At 72.3% G+C, this 21,226-nt stretch carries 19 protein-coding genes; 6 read left to right on the top strand and 13 right to left on the bottom strand.

Going from position 1 to position 21,226, the window contains the following annotated elements; translation table 11 throughout:
* Positions 1-148: 148 nt before the first annotated feature.
* The 5 genes from FB470_RS03890 to FB470_RS03910 form a co-directional block, all read right to left on the bottom strand.
* Complete coding sequence (locus tag FB470_RS03890; RefSeq protein ID WP_370876446.1) at positions 149-1,441, bottom strand: class I SAM-dependent methyltransferase; 1,293 nt, start codon at positions 1,439-1,441, stop codon at positions 149-151.
* Positions 1,442-1,875: 434 nt separating this feature from the next.
* Positions 1,876-5,250, bottom strand: coding sequence for a pyruvate carboxylase (locus FB470_RS03895; protein WP_306988800.1), 3,375 nt, complete (start codon positions 5,248-5,250; stop codon positions 1,876-1,878).
* Positions 5,251-5,383: 133 nt separating this feature from the next.
* Positions 5,384-6,319, bottom strand: a complete 936-nt coding sequence (locus FB470_RS03900) for a S8 family peptidase (RefSeq protein WP_306988801.1) — start codon at positions 6,317-6,319, stop codon at positions 5,384-5,386.
* Positions 6,320-6,377: 58 nt separating this feature from the next.
* Positions 6,378-8,531 carry an ATP-dependent DNA helicase RecG gene (gene recG, locus FB470_RS03905; RefSeq protein WP_306988802.1) on the bottom strand — a complete coding sequence of 718 codons (2,154 nt, stop codon included), beginning with the start codon at positions 8,529-8,531 and terminating at the stop codon, positions 6,378-6,380.
* 4 nt (positions 8,532-8,535) lie between these two features.
* Positions 8,536-10,119: a DAK2 domain-containing protein gene (locus tag FB470_RS03910; RefSeq protein ID WP_306988804.1), complete on the bottom strand. Its 1,584-nt coding sequence runs from the start codon at positions 10,117-10,119 to the stop codon at positions 8,536-8,538.
* A 132-nt stretch (positions 10,120-10,251) separates the two neighbouring features.
* On the opposite strand from FB470_RS03910, the gene rpmB reads away from it, so the two are divergent.
* Positions 10,252-10,443: a 50S ribosomal protein L28 gene (gene rpmB / locus FB470_RS03915; protein WP_017987500.1), complete on the top strand. Its 192-nt coding sequence runs from the start codon at positions 10,252-10,254 to the stop codon at positions 10,441-10,443.
* A gap of 142 nt (positions 10,444-10,585) precedes the next feature.
* Positions 10,586-11,263, top strand: a complete 678-nt coding sequence (locus tag FB470_RS03920) for a uracil-DNA glycosylase (protein ID WP_306988806.1) — start codon at positions 10,586-10,588, stop codon at positions 11,261-11,263.
* Here FB470_RS03920 and FB470_RS03925 read toward each other — a convergent pair.
* Genes FB470_RS03925 through FB470_RS03935 form a run of 3 tightly spaced genes read right to left on the bottom strand, consistent with a single transcriptional unit; the run spans position 11,260 to position 13,227 of the window.
* Positions 11,260-11,781, bottom strand: coding sequence for a gamma carbonic anhydrase family protein (locus tag FB470_RS03925; protein WP_306988807.1), 522 nt, complete (start codon positions 11,779-11,781; stop codon positions 11,260-11,262). The two genes, FB470_RS03920 and FB470_RS03925, sit on opposite strands and share 4 nt — an antisense overlap.
* Complete coding sequence (locus tag FB470_RS03930) at positions 11,759-12,238, bottom strand: GNAT family N-acetyltransferase (protein ID WP_306988809.1); 480 nt, start codon at positions 12,236-12,238, stop codon at positions 11,759-11,761. The genes FB470_RS03925 and FB470_RS03930 overlap by 23 nt, the downstream gene beginning before the upstream one ends.
* A gap of 20 nt (positions 12,239-12,258) precedes the next feature.
* Positions 12,259-13,227 (bottom strand): thiamine-phosphate kinase, encoded by a 969-nt coding sequence (locus FB470_RS03935; protein WP_306988811.1) that lies wholly within the window; start codon positions 13,225-13,227, stop codon positions 12,259-12,261.
* 109 nt (positions 13,228-13,336) lie between these two features.
* On the opposite strand from FB470_RS03935, the gene FB470_RS03940 reads away from it, so the two are divergent.
* Both FB470_RS03940 and FB470_RS03945 read left to right on the top strand, forming a co-directional pair.
* Positions 13,337-13,570: an Lrp/AsnC ligand binding domain-containing protein gene (locus tag FB470_RS03940; RefSeq protein ID WP_306988812.1), complete on the top strand. Its 234-nt coding sequence runs from the start codon at positions 13,337-13,339 to the stop codon at positions 13,568-13,570.
* Positions 13,571-13,573: 3 nt separating this feature from the next.
* A complete protein-coding gene (locus tag FB470_RS03945; protein WP_306988813.1) occupies positions 13,574-14,107 on the top strand; it encodes a DUF3515 domain-containing protein in 534 nt (177 codons plus the stop codon).
* Here the strand turns inward: FB470_RS03945 and FB470_RS03950 are convergent.
* Both FB470_RS03950 and pdxR read right to left on the bottom strand, forming a co-directional pair.
* Positions 14,104-15,189: a D-alanine--D-alanine ligase family protein gene (locus FB470_RS03950; RefSeq protein ID WP_306988814.1), complete on the bottom strand. Its 1,086-nt coding sequence runs from the start codon at positions 15,187-15,189 to the stop codon at positions 14,104-14,106. The two genes, FB470_RS03945 and FB470_RS03950, sit on opposite strands and share 4 nt — an antisense overlap.
* Positions 15,190-15,225: 36 nt before the next feature.
* Positions 15,226-16,596: a MocR-like pyridoxine biosynthesis transcription factor PdxR gene (gene pdxR, locus FB470_RS03955; RefSeq protein WP_306988815.1), complete on the bottom strand. Its 1,371-nt coding sequence runs from the start codon at positions 16,594-16,596 to the stop codon at positions 15,226-15,228.
* Between the two features lie 71 nt (positions 16,597-16,667).
* Between pdxR and FB470_RS03960 the strand changes: the two genes are divergently transcribed.
* Together FB470_RS03960 and FB470_RS03965 are read left to right on the top strand one after the other, a co-directional pair.
* A complete protein-coding gene (locus tag FB470_RS03960; protein WP_306988816.1) occupies positions 16,668-17,321 on the top strand; it encodes a pyridoxamine 5'-phosphate oxidase family protein in 654 nt (217 codons plus the stop codon).
* Positions 17,322-17,342: 21 nt separating this feature from the next.
* Complete coding sequence (locus FB470_RS03965; protein ID WP_306988817.1) at positions 17,343-18,482, top strand: AAA family ATPase; 1,140 nt, start codon at positions 17,343-17,345, stop codon at positions 18,480-18,482.
* Between the two features lie 86 nt (positions 18,483-18,568).
* On the opposite strand, the gene FB470_RS03970 is transcribed toward FB470_RS03965, so the two are convergent.
* From FB470_RS03970 to FB470_RS03980, 3 genes are read right to left on the bottom strand one after another with little or no spacing between them, the layout of a single operon-like run.
* Positions 18,569-20,368, bottom strand: a complete 1,800-nt coding sequence (locus FB470_RS03970) for a WXG100 family type VII secretion target (protein ID WP_306988818.1) — start codon at positions 20,366-20,368, stop codon at positions 18,569-18,571.
* Positions 20,365-20,676: a type VII secretion target gene (locus FB470_RS03975; RefSeq protein WP_306988819.1), complete on the bottom strand. Its 312-nt coding sequence runs from the start codon at positions 20,674-20,676 to the stop codon at positions 20,365-20,367. Before FB470_RS03975 ends, FB470_RS03970 begins: the two co-directional genes overlap by 4 nt.
* Positions 20,673-21,176: a YbaB/EbfC family nucleoid-associated protein gene (locus tag FB470_RS03980; RefSeq protein ID WP_306988820.1), complete on the bottom strand. Its 504-nt coding sequence runs from the start codon at positions 21,174-21,176 to the stop codon at positions 20,673-20,675. Before FB470_RS03980 ends, FB470_RS03975 begins: the two co-directional genes overlap by 4 nt.
* Positions 21,177-21,226 lie beyond the last annotated feature (50 nt).

Consider the following 21,226-nt stretch of genomic DNA (forward strand, 5'->3'; position numbering starts at 1 on the left):
GGGGCTCGAGGGCCGACCGGAAGCCGGGCGCCCGGACGATGGCCCTCCTCTCGCGGCCACCGCGCACGCCCGCGGCGCGCGGTTGTACACCCGCAACGCCGAGGTCATGTGGTGCCCGCGGCTCCGCCGCGGGCACCACCACCGGAACTCAGGACAGCCATTGCGAGCGCACCGGCGGCATCCCGCTGCCCCCGCGCGCCGAGGGCTTCACCGCGAGGATCTGGTTCACCCCGATGGCCCCGCTTTCGAAACTGAGCGCCGACGCGGCCATGTACAACCGCCAGACGCGGGCGCGTCCGGGGCTGCTCAACCGCACCGCCTCGGCCCAGTTCGCCTCCAGGTTCGCCACCCACGCGCGCAGCGTGCGCCCGTAGTGCTCGCGCAACGCCTCCACGTCGCGCACCTCGAAGCCGGCCTCCTCGATCGCCCCGGCCATCACGCTCACCGGCTCCAGCTCACCGTCCGGGAAGACGTACCGGTCGATGAACGACGTCTTCTGGTCCCGCGCCGGCGCCGTCGGGTGACGGGAGATCGCGTGGTTGAGCAACCGCCCCTCGGGCCGCAGCAACGCGAACAGCGACCGCGCGTACACCGGCAGCATCGACGCCCCGACGTGCTCGGCCATGCCGATGCTGGAAATCGCGTCGAACGGGCCGTCGGACACCTCGCGGTAGTCCTGCACCCGGATCTCCACCAGGTCCGACAGCCCCTCCTCGGCGACCCGCTTCCGCGCGAAATCCGCCTGGGCCTGCGACAGCGTGACACCGACCGCGTGCGCCCCGTACTGCTTGGCCGCGTGGATGACGAACGTGCCCCACCCGCAGCCGACGTCGAGCACGCGCATGCCCTCGCGCAGCCCCAGCTTGCGCGCCACCAGATCGACCTTCGCGATCTGCGCCTGCTCCAGCGTCGTCTCGGGCCGGGCCCACACGGCGCACGAGTACGTCATCGACGGACCGAGCACCAGCGAGTAGAAGTCGTTGCCGACGTCGTAGTGGTGCGAGATCGCCGCGGCGTCCCGCTTGCGCGAGTGCATCCGCCCGCCCAGCCGGATCTCCTCCGGCGGCGGCTTCGGCGGGAATCCGACGACACCCAGCTTCAGCGCCGTGCGCGCAAGGTCCCGCCGCGCCGCCCACCCGAGGTCGACGTCGAAACCGCCGTCGTGGGCCAGGGCGTACAACCGTTCCAGCCCTTCCACGAACGGCCCGTCGAGGTCGATCTCCCCGGCGACGTACGCGCGCGACAACCCCAGCTCGTTCGGCGCCCACAGCAGGCGCCGCAGCGCGCGGCGGTGTTTCAGGTGCAGGACGGGCGCGTCCGGCGGGCCGGTTTCGCTGCCGTCCCAGCATCGGATCCGGATCGGGACTTTCTGGCCCAGCGCCGTGTTCAAGAGTTCTCCGACGGCGCTCGCGACCCCGCGTGCGCTACCCACGAACTCCATTCAAGCACGCGCGACGGCAAATCGCTTGTATCAGCGAAGTAATTCACCAATGGTGTCCACACGAGCGAGAAATACCCGTTCATCCCTTTTGCCGGAAACGCATTCGACGAGCTCGGCCGCCACGCTGGCGAGCACAGGACCATCCCGTGGACGGGGCACCCCGTCCACCGCGCGGGCCGCGGCGGCCGGCACCAGACCGACCGCGCAGTGCCCGCCGATCGTCAGCACCGGGCCGCCGGCGAGCGCCGCTGTGCCGCTTCTTGTTGTCCAGCAACGCTTCCCGGTGCGCGATGCACCTCGCCCGCGAACGCGGAACGGGCCCGGCACCCCCGCGGGCAGTTCGCCCGCCCGGGGTGTCCGGGCCCTTGCCACTGCGGCACCACCTGGATCGGCGCGGCACCGACCCTAGCGACGGCCCGCGGACCGCACGCGATCTACTCCAGCACGATGAGCAGGTCGCCGCCCTCGACCTGCTGCACCGAGTTGATCGCCAGCCTGCCGACCGTGCCGGACTCCGACGCGGTGATCGCGGCCTCCATCTTCATCGCCTCGATCGTGGCGACCGTGGCGCCGGCCTCGACCTGGTCGCCCTCGGCCACCGACAGCGTCACCACACCGGCGAACGGCGCCGCGATGTGCTTCGGGTTGGACTTGTCGGCCTTCTCGGCCGCCGGCAGGTCCGCGGCCACCGACCGGTCGCGCACCTGGATCGGCCGCAGCTGGCCGTTCAGGGTGGACATGACCGTCCGCATGCCGCGCTCGTCGGCCTCGCCGACCGCCTCGAGCTCGAACAGCAGCCGCACACCGGGCTCCAGGTCGACCGCGTACTCCTCGCCCGGGCGCAGACCGTAGAAGAAGTCCTTGCTGGGCAGCACGCTGGTGTCGCCGTAGGCACGGCGGTGCTCCTCGAACTCCTTGGTGGGCCCGGGGAACAGCAGCCGGTTCAGCGTGGCGCGGCGGTCGTTCGCCAGCCCCGCCCGGTCCTCGTCGGACAGCTCCGCGACCGGCTTCGGCTCCGCGCGGCCCTCGAGCGCCTTGGTGCGGAACGGTTCCGGCCAGCCGCCGGGCGGGTCGCCGAGCTCGCCGCGCAGGAAGCCGATCACCGAGTCCGGGATGTCGTAGCGGTTCGGCTCGGCCTCGAACTTCTCCGGCTCCACCCCGGCGCCGACGAGGTGCAGCGCGAGGTCACCGACCACCTTGGACGAGGGCGTGACCTTGACCAGGTGGCCGAGGATCCGGTCCGCCGCGGCGTACATCGCCTCGATCTCCTCGAAGCGGTCGCCCAGGCCGAGCGCCTTGGCCTGCGTGCGCAGGTTGGACAGCTGGCCGCCGGGGATCTCGTGCTCGTACACGCGGCCGGTCGGCGAGGCCAGTCCGGCCTCGAACGGCGCGTAGATCTTGCGCACGATCTCCCAGTACGGCTCGAGGTCCCCGACCGCCCGCAGGCTCAGCCCGGACGGCCGCGCCGAGTGGTCGGTCGCCGCGACGATCGCCGACAGCGACGGCTGCGAGGTGGTCCCGGCCATCGACGCGACCGCGCCGTCCACCGCGTCCGCCCCCGCGTTGATCGCCGCGAGGTAGGTGCCCAGCTGGCCGCCCGCGGTGTCGTGGGTGTGGATGTGGACCGGGAGGTCGAACTCCTTGCGCAGCGCGGAAACCAGCTTCTCCGCGGCCGGCGCGCGCAGCAGGCCCGCCATGTCCTTGATCGCCAGGACGTGCGCACCGGCGCCGACGATCTGCTCGGCCAGCTTGAGGTAGTAGTCCAGCGTGTACAGCTTCTCGCCCGGATCCGACAGGTCCGAGGTGTAGCACAGGGCGACCTCGGCGACGGCCTTGCCGGTCTCGCGGACGGCCTCGATCGCCGGGCGCATCTGCTCGACGTCGTTGAGGGCGTCGAAGATGCGGAAGATGTCGATCCCGGTGTTGGTGGCCTCCTCGACGAAGGCGTTGGTCACCTCGGTCGGGTAGGGCGTGTAGCCGACCGTGTTCCGCCCGCGCAGCAGCATCTGCAGGCAGATGTTCGGCACCGCCTCGCGCAGCTTCGCCAGCCGCTCCCACGGGTCCTCGGCGAGGAACCGCAGCGCGACGTCGTAGGTCGCGCCGCCCCAGCACTCCAGGGACAGCAGCTGGGGCAGCGTGTGCGCCACGACCGGCGCGACCGCGAGCAGGTCCTTGGTGCGGACGCGGGTGGCGAGCAGCGACTGGTGCGCGTCGCGGAACGTCGTGTCGGTGACGCCCAGCGTCGGCGACTCGCGCAGCCACCGCGCGAACCCCTCCGGGCCCAGCTCGGTCAGCTTCTGCTTCGAGCCGGCCGCCGGCTCGCCCGCGGGCAGCTCCGGCAGCTTCGTCGTCGGGTCGATCAGGCGCGGACGCTCACCGTGCGGTTTGTTGACCGTGACATCGGCGAGGTAGGTGAGCAGACGCGTACCGCGGTCGGCGGAGTGCCGCGCGGTGAGCAAGTGCGGCCGCTCCTCGATGAACGAGGTGGTGATGCGCCCGGCGGCGAAGTCCGGGTCGTCCAGCACGGCCTGCAGGAACGGGATGTTCGTGGAGACACCGCGGATGCGGAACTCCGCGAGGGCACGGCGGGCGCGGCCCACCGCGGTCTTGAAGTCGCGGCCGCGGCAGGTGAGCTTCACCAGCATCGAGTCGAAGTGCGCGCTGATCTCGGTGCCGGCGAACGCGGTGCCGCCGTCCAGGCGGATGCCCGAGCCGCCGGGCGAGCGGTAGGCGCTGATCATGCCGGTGTCCGGGCGGAACCCGTTGGCCGGGTCCTCGGTGGTGATGCGGCACTGCATCGCCGCGCCACGCAGGTAGACCTTCTCCTGCGACAGGCCCAGGTCCGCGAGCGTCTCGCCGGAGGCGATGCGCAGCTGCGACTGCACCAGGTCGACGTCGGTGACCTCCTCGGTCACCGTGTGCTCGACCTGGATGCGCGGGTTCATCTCGATGAAGACGTGGTTGCCGTCCTTGTCGAGCAGGAACTCGACGGTGCCGGCGTTGCGGTAGCCGATCGTGCGGGCGAACGCGACGGCGTCGTTGCAGATGCGGTCGCGCAGCTCGGGGTCCAGGTTCGGCGCCGGCGCCAGTTCGATGACCTTCTGGTGCCGCCGCTGCACGGAGCAGTCGCGCTCGAACAGGTGGATGACGTTGCCCGCGCCGTCGGCGAGGATCTGCACCTCGATGTGGCGCGGGTCGACGACGGCCTTTTCGAGGAACACGGTCGGGTCGCCGAACGCCGATTCGGCTTCGCGCATCGCGGCTTCGATCGACTCGCGCAGGTGCGCGGGATCGTTGACCCGGCGCATCCCGCGGCCGCCACCGCCCGCGACGGCCTTGACGAACACCGGGAAGCCGACTTCGTCGGCGGCGGCGGTCAGCTCGTCGAGGTCGGTCGACGGCTGGGACGAGCCGAGCACCGGGACGCCGGCCTCGCGGGCGGCCGCCACGGCGCGCGCCTTGTTGCCGGTCAGTTCCAGGATTTCCGCGCTCGGGCCGACGAACGTGATGCCGGCCTCCTCGCACGCGCGCGCGAGGTCCGGGTTCTCGGACAGGAATCCGTAACCGGGGTAGACCGCGTCGGCACCGGCCTTGCGCGCGGCGGCGACGATCTCCTCGACGTCGAGGTAGGCGCGCACCGGGTGTCCCGGCTCGCCGATCTCGTAGGCTTCGTCGGCCTTCAGCCGGTGCAGCGAGTTGCGGTCCTCGTGGGGGAACACCGCCACTGTGCCCGCGCCCAGCTCGTAACCGGCGCGGAACGCCCGGATGGCGATCTCGCCGCGGTTGGCGACCAGCACCTTGCGAAACATGCCCGGTCCTTCCCTGTGAATCGGATCGGTAGTGCTGTGACGTTACCTTGCCGATCCCGCTCACCGGGAGTTCAGTCCCGGGTGATGGGCATCATCCGGGACGTGCGCATACCGCACGAAGGTACGGGGTAATTCAACTGTTCGGTACCGACCCGTCGAACAGCGTGTAGAGCAGGCGGTTCGGGGTCCCCTGGGGCACGCCGGTCAGCTTGTCCGGCGTCGCGTTGTTGATCAACGCGTCCACCACCTGCGCGGGCGTCGCGTCCGGGTGCTGGGCGCGGTAGAGCGCGGCGGCGCCCGCGGTGAGCGCGGCGGCCACCGAGGTGCCCGAGAACGGCGTCGCCGCGGTGCTGCCGGGCGCCGCGGACGGCACGTCCACACCGGGTGCGAGCAGGTCGACCCCGAGACCGGAGTTCGACTTCGGCGCGAAGGCGTCCGTCCTGTCGACCGCGCCGACGGTCAGCACCTCCGGGATGCGCGCGGGTGAGGAGAACGACGAGTCCACTCCCGACCACCCCGCCGCCGCGACCACCGGCATCACCCCGATCAGCCGGCGCACCGCGTCGTCCAGGCCGTCCGAGGCCGGGCCGCCGAAACCGATCACCGCGACCGCGGGCTGCTTCGCGCTCCGGGTGACCCAGTCGATGCCGGAGATGATGTTGTTGAGGCGCCCGTTGCCGGCGTCGTCGAGCACCTTGACCGGCACGATCCGCGCGGCCTTCGCGACGCCGAACTCCGTGCCGGCCACGAGGTCCGCCATCCGCGTGCCGTCGCCGTTGCCGTCGGCCGCGTTGTCGGTGCCGTCCACCAGGTTGCGGCCCGGGTCGACCCGCCCGGCCAGGTCCGGCACCGCCGGGTCGACACCGGTGTCGATCACGTACACCGTGACGCCCTCGCCGGTGCTGTCGTAGTGGTACGTCTGATCGGCGGCGTTGCCGCGCTGGTCGATCCGGTCCAGGGCCCAGCTCGGCGGGTTCTGCTGCGCACGGGGCGCGGCCGAAACCGGTGCCGTGGCGGCGAGGACGAGGAGTGCCGAACCGATGACCGCGCGCATTCCAGACTTGAGCACGCCCCAGCGTTGCCCGGTCACCGACGGCGCACAACTCGAAGCGTCGCCCGATCGTGCGTCAGGTCTTTTCGAGGTACTCCGCGCGGTCGGCGTCGACCAGGTCGGAGACCATGTGCGCCAGCCCCGGATGCCGCTCCAGCGCCGGATCCCCGCCCACGATCTCCTGCGCCCGCTCCCGCGCCTGGGCGATCACGTCCTCGTCGCGCAGCAGCGACAGCAACTTCAGCCCCGACCGCTTGCCCGACTGCGCCGCGCCCAGGATGTCGCCCTCGCGCCGCAGTTCCAGGTCCAGCCGGGACAGTTCGAAGCCGTCCGTTGTGGACTCCACCGCCGCCAGCCGGTCCCGCGTCGCGGTGCCGTCCAGCGTCTCGGTGACCAGCAGGCACAACCCCGGCACGCTCCCCCGGCCCACCCGGCCGCGCAGCTGGTGCAGCTGGCTGACGCCGAACCGGTCGGCGTCCATGATCACCATCATCGTCGCGTTCGGAACGTTGACGCCGACCTCGATCACCGTGGTCGCCACCAGCACGTCCAGATCGCCCGCGGCGAACGCCCGCATCACCGCGTCCTTCTCGTCGGCGGGCATCCGGCCGTGCAGGATCCCGATCCGCAGCTCGGACAACGGCCCGTGCTCCAGATCCGCGGCGACGTCGAGCACCGCCAGCGGCGGGCGTTTGTCGCTGTTGTTCGACGCCGGCTCGTCCCCGATCCGCGGGCACACGACGTAGGCCTGGTGTCCTTTGCGGACCTCCTCGACCACCCGTTCCCACGCGCGGTCCAGCCACGCCGGCTTCTCCGCGGCCGGCACGACGCTGGTCTTGATCGGCGAGCGGCCGACCGGCATGTGCCGCAGCGCCGACGTCTCCAGGTCGCCGTACACGGTCATCGCGACCGTGCGCGGGATCGGCGTCGCGGTCATCACCAGCACGTGCGGGCTGCCGCCGTTCGCCGCGCGCGAGCGCAGCGCGTCCCGCTGCTCGACGCCGAACCGGTGCTGCTCGTCGACCACCACGAGACCGAGATCGGCGAAGGACACCGTGTCCTGGATCAGCGCGTGGGTGCCGACGACGATCCCGGCGGCGCCGCTCGCGGTGTCCAGCAGCGCCTGCTTGCGTTCCTTCGCCGACATCGACCCGGTCAGCAGCGTCACCTTGGTCGCGTTCTCCGCCGCGCCCAGCTCCCCCGCCCGGCCGAGGTCGCCGAGCATCTCCCGCAGCGACCGGGCGTGCTGCGCGGCGAGGACCTCGGTGGGCGCGAGCATCGCGGCCTGGCGGCCGGAGTCGACCACCTGGAGCATCGCGCGCAGCGCCACGACGGTCTTGCCGCTGCCGACCTCGCCCTGCAGCAACCGGTTCATCGGGTGCTCGCCCGACAGGTCTGCGGCGATGTCCTCGCCGACCGCGCGCTGGCCCTCGGTCAGCTCGAACGGCAGCCGCTGGTCGAACGCGTCCAGCAGGCCGTCCTTCGTGCGTGCGCACGCCGGCGCGGGCCGCGACACCGCGGAGAACCGGCGCTGCGCGAAGATCAGCTGCACCGCCATCGCCTCGTCCCACTTGAGACGCTTTTCCGCGGCTTCGCGCGCGGCGTGGTCCTTCGGGCGGTGGATGTTGTGCAGCGCGTCGAACAGGTCCATGAGGCGGTACCGCTCGAGGAACTCGCGCGGCATCGGGTCTTCTTCCCGCTCCAGCGTGTCGAGCACCTGGCGCACGCACCGCGCGATGGACCACGACGGCATCCCGGCGGCGGCCGGGTAGACCGGGATGATCGCGCCGACGAAGTCGTCCATCGCGCTGTCGTCGTCGCCGTCGAGCATCTGGTACTCGGGGTTCGCGAGCTGCAGCGTGTTGCGGAACGCGGTGACCTTGCCCGCGAACAACCCGGTGCGGCCCAGCCGCAGCTGGCGCTCGTGCTGGTGCGGGCGGCCGAAGAACGCGCACGAGAGCCGGCGGTGGCCGTCGGTGATGACCAGCTCCAGGATGTGCCCCGGCTTGTTGCGCATGCGGCGCATGTTGACCTTCTCCACGCGCGCCATCACGGTCGCGTGCTCGCCGATCTCCAGCCCGGCGATGTCGGTCAGCTCGCCGCGCTCGGCGTAGCGGCGCGGGTAGTGCCGCAGCAGGTCGGCGACCGTGTGGATGTCCAGCGACTCGGCGAGCGCCTTCGCGGTCCTGGCGCCCAGCAGCGGGGGCAGCTTGTCACGCAGTCCGGTCACGCGTTCACTCCACACCGATCAGCAGCACGGCGTCGGCCTGCCCGCCGGGGTAATCCACGAACTCCACCTCCGGTCGCTCGGACCGCAACCGTTCCCGCAACTCGCCGGTCAGGCCCTCCGGTGCTGCGGTGCCGGTCAGCACGGTGACCAGCTCGCCGCCGACCGCCAGCATCCGGTTCAGCACGCCCATCGCGGCGTCGGCGGGCTCGGCTCCGGCCGGTTCGACGAGCACGACCTCGCCGTCGACGAAGCCGATCAGGTCACCGGCGTGGGCCCGTCCCACCCAGGTTATCGACTCCTCGGCGGCCACCACGAGCTCGCCCCGCCGCGTCGCCGCGGCCGCCTCGGCCATGGCCACGACGTCGTCGTTCGCCCGGCGCCCGGCGTCGTGCACGGCCAGCGCGGACAGCACCTGGACCGGGGAGGCGCACGGGATGACCACGACGTCCCGGTCGCCGATCATCGGGTGGCCCGCGGCGTCGTCGGCGGCCCTGGTCAGGCTCGCGCCGCCGGCGAGGACCGTGATGTGCCCGGCCGCCTGCTCGGTGATCAGGCCGAGCATCTCCTCGACGCTCGGGGTGGCGTGGTCGGGCACCGCGAGCACCGCGAAGCCCTCGTCGCGCAGGAGCGCGGCCAGCTCCTCACCGTGCACGACGGCGACCACCGCGCGGTCCGGGCCGGAGGGCGGCTCGATCGGCGTCGGCGTGACCAGGGGTTCGACGCGGATGTTGCTGGGCGTGCCGGCGCGGAGACCGGCCTCGATCGCCCCGCCGATGTCCGCGCAGTGCACGTGGACCGCGTGTCCCCCGGCGCCGTCCCCGGCCACCGTGACGCTGTCGCCGAGGCCGGACAGCGCGCGCCGCAGCTCCGGGACGTCCTCGTCGGCGACACCGTCCAGCAGGTACATGACCTCCCAGGCGTACGGCGCCTTCTCCTCGGGCTCGGGGTCGCGGCGCGCCTCGCAGGAGTGCGGGATCTGGGTCTCGGTGCCCATGACCACGCCGGCCAGTGCGTCGAACACCGCGACCAGGCCGCGTGCGCCGGCGTCGACCACCCCGGCCGAGGCGAGGACGGGCAGCTGGTGCGGGGTGTGCGCGAGGGCTTCGGAAGCGGCCTTCGCGGCGAGTTCCACGACGTCGGACAGCTCGCCCGGCTGCGTGCCGACCGCGTTCGCGACGGCCTGCAGCACGCTGAGCATCGTGCCCTGGACCGGGCGGGCCACGGCGTCGGTGGCCGCGCGGTGGGCGTTGGCCAGGGCTTTCGCCAACGCCGGCCCGTCCAGTTCGGGGGCTTCGGCGGCGGATTCGGCGAGTCCGCGCAGGACCTGCGAGAGGATGACGCCGGAGTTGCCGCGAGCGGCCAGGACGGCGCCGCGGGCGAGGACGGCGAGGGCCGCGGCGGCCGAGTCGCCGGGCTCGGCCGCCAGGCGGGCCTGTGCGCCGGACATGGTGTGCAGCAGGTTGGAGCCGGTGTCGGAGTCGGCGACCGGGTAGACGTTGATGCCGTTGATCGCCGGGCACAGCACCTCGAGGCTGTGCGCGCAGGCGGCCGCCCACGCTGAGATGGCATGCTCGTCCAGAGCCCGCACCGCCGACCTCCTCCCTGGTCAGGCCAGGGTAGCGACCCGGTCGCCGGACGGCGAAGGACCGTCGTTTACTATGGTCGAGTTGCCCAGCGCTGCTGGGTCTGTTGTCTTCCCTGATCGTCAAAGGAGTTCGACGTGGCTGCCGTGTGCGACGTCTGTGGCAAGGGACCGGGCTTCGGCAAGTCCGTCTCGCACTCCCACCGGCGTACCAACCGCCGCTGGAACCCGAACATCCAGACCGTGCACGCCAAGATCGGCGTGTCCCAGCGTAAGCGGCTGAACGTCTGCACCTCGTGCCTGAAGGCCGGCAAGGTCGTTCGCGGCTGAGGCGCGAAGCCCAGGACGGCGAGTGCTCACAGAGAGCGCTCGCCGTTTTTTCGCGCCTCCGAGTCCTTCGGGGATCGCACCCCCGAACCCCCACCAGGGGCAAGCCCCCTGGACCCCCGGCGCCGCGCTAGAGTACGCCGCCGTGGCTGCGAAACCGTTGCACGAAGTCGTCGAAGCAGGCTGGGCCAAAGCGCTGGACCCGGTCGCGGACCGGATCGCCGCGATGGGTGAGTTCCTGCGCGCCGAGATCGCCGCGGGGCGCAAGTACCTCCCGGCGGGCGAGCACGTGCTGCGGGCGTTCCAGCAGCCCTTCGACGACGTCAAGGTGCTCATCGTCGGCCAGGACCCGTACCCGACGCCCGGCCACCCGATCGGCCTGTGCTTCGCCGTCGCGCCGGACGTCCGGCCGCTGCCGAAGAGCCTGATCAACATCTACCAGGAGTACTGCGACGACCTCGGCCACCCGGCGCCGTCCAACGGTGACCTGACGCCGTGGACCCAGCAGGGGGTGCTGCTGCTCAACAGGTCGCTGACCGTGCGGCCCGGGGCGCCCAACTCGCACAAGGGCAAGGGCTGGGAAGAGGTCACCGAGCAGGCGATCCGCGCGCTGGCCGCCCGCGGCAAGCCGATGGTCGCGATCCTGTGGGGCAGCAACGCGCGCAGCCTGAAACCGCTGCTCGGCGGGGTGCCGTGCATCGAGTCCGTGCACCCCAGCCCGCTGTCCGCCCGCAACGGCTTCTTCGGCTCGCGGCCCTTCAGCCGGGCCAACGAGCTGCTGCGGCGGCAGGGCGCCGAACCGGTGGACTGGAAGCTGCCCTAGTCCAGCCGTCGCAGGGCGCCGCGGAACCACTGCGCCCGCTCGACGTAGCCGTCCACCACGCGCTGGATCTTCTCCGGCCCGAAGGACTTGTTCTCCCGCACCTTGGCCGGCACGCCGAGCGCGATGTGCCCCGACGGGACGTGCGACGAGTAGGACAGCACCGCCCCGGCGCCGACCATCGCGCCGTCCTCGATCACGCTCCCGTTCAGCACCACCGATCCGGACGCGATGAGGCACCCGGTGCCGATGCGGGCGCCCTCGACGTGCACCGCGTGCCCGATCGCCGACGACGGGCCCAGGATCGTCGGGTCCTGGGCGGTGCAGTGGAGCACGCACCCGTCCTGCACGTTGGACCGCTCGCCGATCTCGATGTAGCCGTTGTCGCCGCGCAGGACGGTCTGCGGCCACACCGACGCGTTCGGCCCGATCCGCACGTCGCCGATCACCGTGGCGTCCGGGTGCACGAACGCGGTCGGGTGGATCGACGGGGTCAGCTCACCGAGCGCGTAGATCGCCACGAACGTCCTCCAAGTCCTTGCCCAGGTACACCGACAGCGGATCGTCCCGGTAGACGCCGTACGCGGCGACATCCGCGTACCCCGCAGACCGGTACAACGCGAGCGCCTCCGGCTGCTTCAGCCCGGTCTCCAGCACCAGCCGCTTCCGCCCGGCCGCCAGCGCCGTCCGCTCCAGCTCCGCCAGCACCGCCCGCGCGAAACCCCGGCCGCGCGCGGCGTCCACGACGTACATCCGCTTCAGCTCGGCCTCGTCCGCACCCCGCACCCGCCAGCCACCGCAGGCGACCGGCTCGCCGTCGAGGTAGCCGACCACGAACAGCCCGAGCGGCGGCGCGAACTCGGACGGCTCGACCGGCGTGATGTCCTCCTCGCCGTACCGCGCGACGTACTCCTGCTGCACGCCGTCGATCAGCTTGACCGCGTCCGGGTCGTCGTACGGCACCACGCGAAGGTCCACGCCGACCTACGTTAGAGGGATCACCGCCAGTGCTCCCAGCCGGTTTCGCCGTGGTACTGCTCACCGTCCACGGTCACGCCGGAATCGGCCACGGTCACGGCCCCGATCCGGCGCCACCCCGCCGGCAGGTCGGCGAACGACGGGAACGTCGCGACCAGCGCGTGGTCCTCCCCGCCGGTCAGCACCCAGGTCAGCGGGTCCGCGCCCAGCGCGGTGCCGACGTCGACGAGTTTCCGGTCGATCTCCAGCTGCTCGGTCCGCACGTCGATGCCCACGCCGGACGCCTCGGCGATGTGCCCGAGGTCGGCCAGCAGGCCGTCCGACACGTCGATCATCGCGGTCGCGCCGGCCCGCGCGGCCGCCGGCCCGGCCGGGTAGTCGGGTTCGGGCGCGCGCTGCGCGTTCACGACCGCGACCGGCGACCGGAACCCGCGGCCGAGCGTGGCCAGACCCGCCGCCGCCCAGCCCAGCCGTCCGGACACCGCGACGATGTCGCCGGGCCGCGCGCCGGACCGGGTGACCGGCGCCCGGCCTTGCAGGTCACCCAGCGCCGTGATGCTCACCACCAGCTGGTCGGCGCGCACCATGTCGCCGCCGACCACGCCGGCGCCGGCCCGCTGCGCCTCGGCCCACATGCCGTCGGTCAGCTCGGACACGACGCTGGCGGGGGTGTCCGGCGGGCAGGCGAGCCCGACGAGCACGGCCGTGGGAACCGCGCCCATCGCGGCCACGTCGGCGAAGTTCTCCGCCACCGCCTTGCGCCCGACCTGGTCCGGAGTGGACCAGTCCAGCCGGAAGTGCACGCCCTGCACGAGGACGTCGGTGGTGGCGACGACCCGCCGGTCCGGCGCGGCGACGACGGCGGCGTCGTCGCCGGGGCCGAGGAGCGTGCCCGGCGGCTGGCTCCGGTTCGCGGTCACGGCGCGGATCAGGCCGAACTCACCCATTCCGGCGACCGTGCCCGCATCGGATGCCTGGTTGCTCGACATGCATCACCTCGGTCGCTCGATAGTCGGATGACCTAGATTCGTCGTCCGTGCGGTAGGTTCTGACCACGTTCCTACCTTGAGTTCGACGCCGGAGACGAAGGGGCGCGCCGTGGTCCACGCATACATCCTCATCCAGACCGAAGTCGGCAAGGCCGCCGCGGTCGCCGCGGAGATCGCCGGCATCCCCGGGGTCACCAGCTCCGAGGATGTCACGGGGCCCTACGACGTGATCGTGCGCGCCGAGGCCGACAACGTCGACACCCTCGGGCAGCTCGTGGTCGCGAAGGTGCAGGGCGTCGAGGGCATCACCCGCACGCTCACCTGCCCCGTGGTCCACCTGTAGCCGATGCCGGACACCGACACCGGGGCACCGCCCCGGGTCCTGCTCGTGGTCGCGGCCGTGCTGGTCGTCGCGCTGGCGGCCGTGGTGGCGGTCATCGGGCTGACCACGCGCGACTCCGGCAACGAGGAGGGCCCGCTCGCGCTGGTACCGGTGGACGCGCCGCAGGCCGGCTCGCCGGAGTGCGCGAAGCTGATCCCGGCGATGCCCGCGGAGCTGAACTCGAAGGGCACGCCGCTGCCCCGCCGCACGATCGCCGAACCCGCCCCGGAGGCGACCGTGGCGTGGGGCAGCCCGGACTCGATCGTGTTGCGCTGCGGGCTGGGCAAACCGCCGGAGCTGACGCCGACCAGCCAGTTGCGCGTGGTCAGCGGGGTGCAGTGGCTGCCGGTCGAAGGCCCGGGCGCCTCGACCTGGTACGTGGTCGACCGGGCCGTCTACATCGCGCTGACGGTGCCCGACACCTCCGGCACGGGCCCGCTGCAGCAGATCTCGGACACCATCGCGGCGACGCTCGACCCGGTACCGCTGCGGTTCTAGCGCAGCCCGGTGCCCCGCGCGAGCGCGGTGTCGATCAGCGTCGTCAGCAACGTGCGGTAATCGACGCCCGTGACCTGCCACATCTTGGGGTAGGCCGACGTCGCCGTGAAGCCGGGCATCGTGTTGACCTCGTTGACCGTCAGCTCGCCGTTCGGGCCCACGAAGAAGTCCACGCGGGCCAGGCCCTGGCAGTCCAGCGCCTGGAACGCCTTCACCGCGTGCGCGCGCAGCCGCTCGGTCACCACGTCGTCCAGCTTGGCCGGTATGTCCAGCTCGGCGTCCTCGCCGATGTACTTCGTCTCGAAGTCGTACCAGGCGGACTCGTCGTCGGAGAGGACGCGCACCTCGGCCGGCAGCGAGGCCTCGACCCGGCCGTCCGGGAACTCCAGCACGCCGCACTCGACCTCGCGGCCGGGCACCGCGGCCTCGATGAGCACCTTCGGGTCGGTCTCGCGCGCCAGGGCGATGGCGGCGTCCAGGCCGGCCCAGTCGGTCACCTTGCTGATGCCGATCGACGACCCGGCGCGCGACGGTTTCACGAACACCGGCAGCCCGAGCCGCTCCCGGTCCGCGGCGTCCAGAGTGGACTGGCCACGGCGCAGCTCGACGTACCGGCCGACCGGAAGTCCTTCCGCGGCAAGAAGTTTCTTCGCATACCCCTTGTCCATCGCGACGGCGCTGGACAGCACGCCCGGGCCCACGTACGGGATCCCGGCCAGCTCGAGCAGGCCCTGCAGCGTCCCGTCCTCACCGAACGCACCGTGCAGCACGGGGAACACGACGTCGACCCCATCGAGCGCCTCGGCACCGGGCTCGGTGACGACCAGCTCGCGCCGCGTCGGGTCGCCGGCGAGCACGAGCGACTGCCCGCCCTCGACCGAGGGCAGCTGCCGGTCCCGGATCGCGAGCGCCGTCGGGTCGGCGGTGCCCAGCACCCAGCCGCCCTCGCGGGTGATCCCGATCGGCACGACCTCGAACCGCTCACGGTCCAGGTGCGCCAGCACGCTGCCGGCCGACAGGCACGAGATCGTGTGCTCGGTGCTCCGGCCGCCGAACACCACGGCCACCCGCGTCTTCCTCATGGGCCGTCACCCTACCGGGCTCTTGCCCCGTTGAGATCAGCGCAGTAAGCCCACCAGCGTGTCCAGCGCACCGGCCAGGGCCGCGCGCGAACAGCCGGCGTACCCGATCGCGGCGCCGAACGCCGTCGGCGTGCCGGCGAAGTGCCGGGCCAGGCCGTCGAGGCGGATCCCGCGCACCCGCCCGGCGGCGACGCGCTCCCGCTCGGCCTCCGCGGTGGGGAACGGCACGACCAGGTGCGCGCCCGCGTCGTCGCCGAGCACCGGGATGCCGGCCCCGCGCAGGGCGGAGACGAGCATCACCCGCCGGTCGGACAGCTCGCGGCGCAGTTTCCGCAGGTGACGGCCCAGGTCGCCGTGCCGCGCCAGCTCGATCAGGACGCGCTGGCCAGCCGGGGACGGCCGGGTTCCGGTGCGATCGCGGTAGGCCAGGACCGTGGAGGTGACCGCCCCGGGCGCGACCATCCAGCCCGCGCCGAGGGTCGGGGTGAGGATCTTGCTGGTGGTGCCCAGGTGCACCACGACGTCGGGGGCGAGCGCGGCGAGCAGCGGCAGCGGGGCGACGTCGAACCGCAGCTCACCGTCGTAGTCGTCCTCGATGATGAGCATGTTCTCCGCCCGCGCCCGCTCGACGAGCCCGACCCGGCGGGCGGCGTTCAGCCGGGATCCCATCGGGTACTGGTGCGCGGGCGAGCAGTAGATCCCGCGCACGCCGGGCGGAATGGCCTCGGTGACCAGGCCCTCGCCGTCGACCGGCACGCCGACCACCGTCAGCCCCGCGCTCAGGAACGCCTCCACCGCGCGCTGGTAGCCCGGTTCCTCCACGGCGACGGTGTCCCCGGGCCGGAACACCGCCCCGGCCAGTTCGAGCACCGCGGCGGTGGTGCCGCCGGTGGCCAGGACCGAGTCGGTACCGACCGCCAGACCGCGGTGCCGCAGCAGGTGTTCGGCGATCGCGGACCGGTACTCCGGCAGGCCCGCGCGGTGGGCGCGGGTCAGCGGCGCGGTGTCGGCGGCCGCGCGCCACGCCCGGCGCCACGCGGCCCGGTCGATGCCCTCCGCCCACGGCGTGCCCGGGGTGAGGTCGAGCAGCTCGTCCGGTTCGGCGGCCTCCCCTGGGACGACCCGGTGGACGGGCCGGTCGCTGGGTGGTGAAGTGGTGACGTAGGTACCGGATCCGTGGCGCCCGGTGATCCAGCCTTCCGCGTGCAGCTGTTCGTACGCGGCCGAGGTCACGGTGCGGCTCACGCCGAGCCGGGCGGCCAGCGCGCGGGTGGACGGCAGGCGGTCGCCGCCGCGCAGGTGCCCGGTCGCGGCCGCGTCGCGCAGGGCGTCGGCGAGCTGCACGGCCAGCGGGGTCGCGGCCTCGCGGTCGAGGGTGACGGGCAGCGCGGTGGCGGACTGCGACACGGAAAGTGGCCTTTCGAACTGCTGGAAAAGTGGATCTATTGAAAGTCCACTATACGCCGCACCCTGGACGCATGAGCACACTCTCGCCGACCCCGCGCAGCACCCTGACCCGCAAGCGGGACCGGGCGGCCACCGATCGCGAGCGCCTGTACGAGGTGCTCGACGAGGCGCTGATCTGCCACCTCGGGCTGGTGCTGAACGGATCGCCCGTGGTGCTGCCCACCGGGTACGGCCGCGACGGCGACACCTTGTACTTCCACGGTTCGAGCGGCGCGGGCAACATCCGCGCGGCGGCGGAGGGCATCGACGTCTGCGTCACGGTGACCCTGCTCGACGGGCTCGTCTACGCGCGCTCGCTCAACAACCACTCGATGAACTACCGCAGCGCCGTCGTGCACGGGAAGGCGCGGCTGGTGACGGGCGACGAGAAGATGCACGGGTTGTACGTGGTGACCGAGCACCTGACACCGGGCTCGTGGGATCACGCCCGCGCGGTCACCGCGAAGGAACGCGCGGCGGTCTCGGTGCTCGCACTGGACCTGGCCGAGGCGTCGGTGAAGATCCGGGCGGGCGAGCCCGTCGACGAGCCCGAGGACATGGACAGCCACCACATCTGGGCCGGGGTCGTGCCGGTCCAGACCACCCTGGGCACCCCGGTCCCGGCCACCTACGTGCCCGCGGGCGCACCGGTCCCGGAGCACGTGCGCGACCGGAAACTGTCGTAGCGCGCCGGTAGCGTCGGGCGCGTGCTGACCACGCTCGCCGTCGAGAACTACCGCTCGCTGCGGGATCTCGTGCTGCCGTTGTCGCGGCTGACCGTCGTCACCGGCGTCAACGGCTCCGGGAAGTCCAACCTGTACCGGGCACTGCGCCTGCTGGCCGACGCCGGCCGCAACGGCGCGGTCGCCGCACTGGCCCGGGAAGGCGGGCTGCCCTCGACGTTGTGGGCCGGGCCGGAGGCGGTGGGCAAACACGGGACCGTGCGGGGAACGGTGCGGACGAAGCCGGTCGGGTTGCGGCTCGGATTCGGCGGCGACGAGTTCGGGTACGCGCTCGACTTCGGACTGCCGGTGCCCGGTGAGTCGATGTTCGACCTCGACCCGGAGTACAAGCGGGAATGCCTGTGGCGCGGTCCGGTCCTGCGGCCGGCGACGTTGCTCGCCGACCGCGCGGGCCCGGCCGTCCGGGTCCGCGACGACTCCGGTGCGTGGACGGCGAGTTCGCGCATCGGGCTGACCGACAGCGTGCTGAGCGAGCTGGCCGACCCCCGCGCCTGCCCGGAGCTGATGATCGTGCGGGAACGGTTGCGGTCGTGGCGGTTCTACGACCAGTTCCGCACCGACCCCGGCGCGCCCGCGCGGCAGGACCGCGTCGGCACCCGCACCCCGGTGCTCGACCACGACGGCGGTGACCTGGCGGCGGCGTTGCGGACGATCCAGGAGTCCGGCGACGACGAGGCGCTGGCGACCGCGGTCGCCGACGCGTTCCCGCGGTCCCGGGTCGAGGTGGACGGCGTCGACGGCCTGCTGCGCCTGCGGTTCCACCAGCACGGGCTGCTGCGCCCGCTCGGCGCGGCCGAGCTGTCGGACGGGACGCTGCGCTACCTGCTGTGGGTGGCCGCGCTGCTGAGCCCGCGTCCACCGGAGCTGCTGGTGCTGAACGAACCCGAAACCAGCCTGCACCCCGACCTGCTGCCCGCACTGGCCGCGCTGATCGTGAAGGCGGCGCAGCGCGCGCAGATCGTCGTCGTCTCGCACGCGCAGCCCCTGGTCCAGGCGCTCGCCGAGCACGCCGCGACGCTGGAACTGGAGAAGAGTGCCGGCGCCACGACACTGGCCGGGCAGGGCAGGCTCGATCGGCCCGCGTGGCACTGGCCCAAACGCTGACGCCCGCGGGCTTGCTGCGCGGGAGACCCAACGCGAGCTGCCCGCGGCTCCGCGCTCCGCTGGGTGCGGAGCGCGGAGCCCGCGGGTCACTCGTCGTCGCCGCCGGTGACGTTGCCGACGCTCGTCGGGACGCCCTTGATCATGTCGATGATCGTCTTGCCTGCCAGGCCGCGATAGCCGAACCACGGGTCCGTCATGAACTTGATGGCCTGCTCGAACTTCTCCGCGCCCTCCGTGCCGAACAGCTTGCCCAGCTGGGCGACCGAGAAGTTGCTGATCTTGTCGAACTTCGCCAGCGTCTCGGGCGTGACGCCCTCGATTTTGGACAGCTCGTTCTTGATCGCCTGGGACATCTGCTCGGACAACCGGTGGTGCGTCTTGGGGTCGTGACCCGCCTGGTCCGTGGGCTTCGGCCCGCCGGGCTGGGACTGGTCCGCGGGCTTCGGCGAAGCCGGGGTGTCGTCCGTGGGCTTGGGCGAGCCGGGCGCCGGATCGGCCGGCTTCGACGGGGCCGGAGTTGAACCGGTCGGCTTGGGCGAACCGGGCGCCGGATCGGCCGGGGGCGGCACCGGCGTGCCCGGAGCCGGGTCGGCGGGCTCGTCGAGCTTGGGCACCGGGGAGACCGGCGGGGCGTCCGCAGGCTTCGGCGGGGCGGACTGTGTCGTCACAGCATCGTCCACCTTGGGTGGTGCCGACACCGGCGGCGCATCCGCAGGCCTCGGCCCAGCAACCACCGACGCAGGCGGCTCGTTCAGCTTCGGCCCACCCGACACCGCCGGCGCATCCGCAGGCCTCGGCCCAGCAACCACCGACGCAGGCGGCTCGGTCAACTTCGGCCCACCCGACACCGGCGGCGCATCCGCAGGCCTCGGCCCAGCAACCACCGACGCAGGCGGCTCGGTCAACTTCGGCCCACCCGACACCGGCGGCGCATCCGCAGGCCTCGGCCCAGCAACCACCGACGCAGGCGGCTCGGTCAACTTCGGCCCACCCGACACCGCCGGCGCATCCGCAGGCCTCGGCCCAGCAACCACCGACGCAGGCGGCTCGGTCAACTTCGGCCCACCCGACACCGGCGCACCGGTGTTCGTCGGCGCGGGGCCGCTCGCACCGGGTTTCACCGACGGCGGCTTGGCGCCTGCGAGATCGTCACCGGCCTTGCCGAGCTTCGCCAGCGACGCGCCCAGGTCCACCAGCTTCCTGGTCAGCTCGGCGATCTTCGCGCCGATCTTGCCCAGCGCGGTGGCCACCATGCCGATCGTCGTGCCGATGAAGAACGCGATGGACGCCCCGAACGTCACCGGCGCCAGCGCCGCCGCGATCAGCGCGCCCTTGATGATCGTCGCCAGCAGCATGGCGATCAGGTCGCGCGCGATGCCGCGGAAGGCGCCCACCAGACCACCGGCGACCTTCATCGACTTCCCGGCGTTCTCCAGGTAACCGCCGATCGCGTTGAGCTGGTCGGTCACCGCCTCCATGCTCTTGCGGAACTGGTCGGCGCCTTCCCCGGACCAGCTCTCCATCAGCGTTGCGAGCTTGGTCTGGTGGTCCTGCGCCCACTGCTCGAGCTTCGCCTTCTCGGCCTTGACCGCTTCCTCGGCCGCCTGGATGCCCTCCGGGTCGCCCCACATGATGTCCAGCGGCCACCGCAAGACGGAGATGTGCTCGATCAGCCACCCGATGCCCGCGGTCAGCAGGCTGCCGATCGGGTCGAGCGCGAGCCCGAGCGTCTCCAGAGCCAGACCGGCCGAGCCGATGCCGACCGCGACCTTGTCGTTCTCCTTGACGGCCTCGTTCAGGCTGACCGCGGCGTCGAAGAACCCGGCGCCGGTCTGCCACTTCTCGGCCATGTGCAGGCCGACGTCCCCGGGCTTGTACTCGCTCATGCCTTGAACCCCAGCAGCCCGGCGGCGGTCTCGGAATCGTGCGCGTCGTAGGCCTTCGCCGCGTCGCGCACGTTGTCGGCGAACTCGGTGATCGTGCCCGAGTACTTGTTGAGCTGGTCCTCGGCCTTGCCGCACCACAGCGTCACACCGGCTCCGAAGATCTGCCCGACCATCCCGAAGATGCCGATGTCGCCGACGCACCCGCCGACCACCCCGGCCGTGCCCTTCAGGTTCTCCGTCAACTGGTCGAGGTGCTGTCCGAACGACACCAGAGGAGCCGAATCGACCTCGAAACCGGAACCGCTCACCACGGCCTCATCTCGTCGTCGTCATCCGCGGGAGCGGCCGGGCGCGGCCGTCGTGGTGCCGGACGCTGCTGCACGGGCGGAACCGGAGGCGGCGGGGGCGGCGGCGTCGCTTCCGCCTCGGGCTCGGCGAAGTCCTCCGGCTCGTCCTCGACCGGCGGCAGGAAACTCTTGATCACGTCGGCGGACTCGCCCTCGCCGGCGATCGCGGTGAACGAGTCGGCCACGGCCCGCGCGGCCTGCCGCTGGCCTTCCCGGACGGCCTCCATGATCGCGGCAGTGAGCCGCGCCGGCCCGAGATCGCAGGCGCGGTGGCCGAGTTCGAGGCGTTGCAGCGCACCGTTCGGCGCGATCGTCACGGTCACCGAACCGTCCTTGGACCGCACGGTCGCGGACGCCTCGCCGAGCGCGTCCTGCAGCGCCGCGGCCTTCTGCTGCATCTCCCGCACCTGCTTTTCGAGCAGGTGCTGGAAGTCCTCCCCCGGGATCAGATTCGGCTGCATCCTGCTCCCCTGCGCGAGTACCCGATGATCAACGCGCAGGCTACCGCAGC

The sequence above is a fragment of the Amycolatopsis thermophila genome, from assembly GCF_030814215.1.
Taxonomy (GTDB): domain Bacteria; phylum Actinomycetota; class Actinomycetes; order Mycobacteriales; family Pseudonocardiaceae; genus Amycolatopsis_E; species Amycolatopsis_E thermophila.

Coding starts and splice junctions, on each gene's coding strand:
- FB470_RS03890 (WP_370876446.1), bottom strand. CDS start 1,441: ATGGAGTTCGTGGGTAGCGCACGCGGGGTCGCGAGCGCCGTCGGAGAA.
- FB470_RS03895 (WP_306988800.1), bottom strand. CDS start 5,250: ATGTTTCGCAAGGTGCTGGTCGCCAACCGCGGCGAGATCGCCATCCGG.
- FB470_RS03935 (WP_306988811.1), bottom strand. CDS start 13,227: ATGTCGAGCAACCAGGCATCCGATGCGGGCACGGTCGCCGGAATGGGT.
- FB470_RS03945 (WP_306988813.1), top strand. CDS start 13,574: ATGCCGGACACCGACACCGGGGCACCGCCCCGGGTCCTGCTCGTGGTC.
- FB470_RS03950 (WP_306988814.1), bottom strand. CDS start 15,189: ATGAGGAAGACGCGGGTGGCCGTGGTGTTCGGCGGCCGGAGCACCGAG.
- FB470_RS03960 (WP_306988816.1), top strand. CDS start 16,668: ATGAGCACACTCTCGCCGACCCCGCGCAGCACCCTGACCCGCAAGCGG.
- FB470_RS03970 (WP_306988818.1), bottom strand. CDS start 20,368: ATGAGCGAGTACAAGCCCGGGGACGTCGGCCTGCACATGGCCGAGAAG.
- FB470_RS03980 (WP_306988820.1), bottom strand. CDS start 21,176: ATGCAGCCGAATCTGATCCCGGGGGAGGACTTCCAGCACCTGCTCGAA.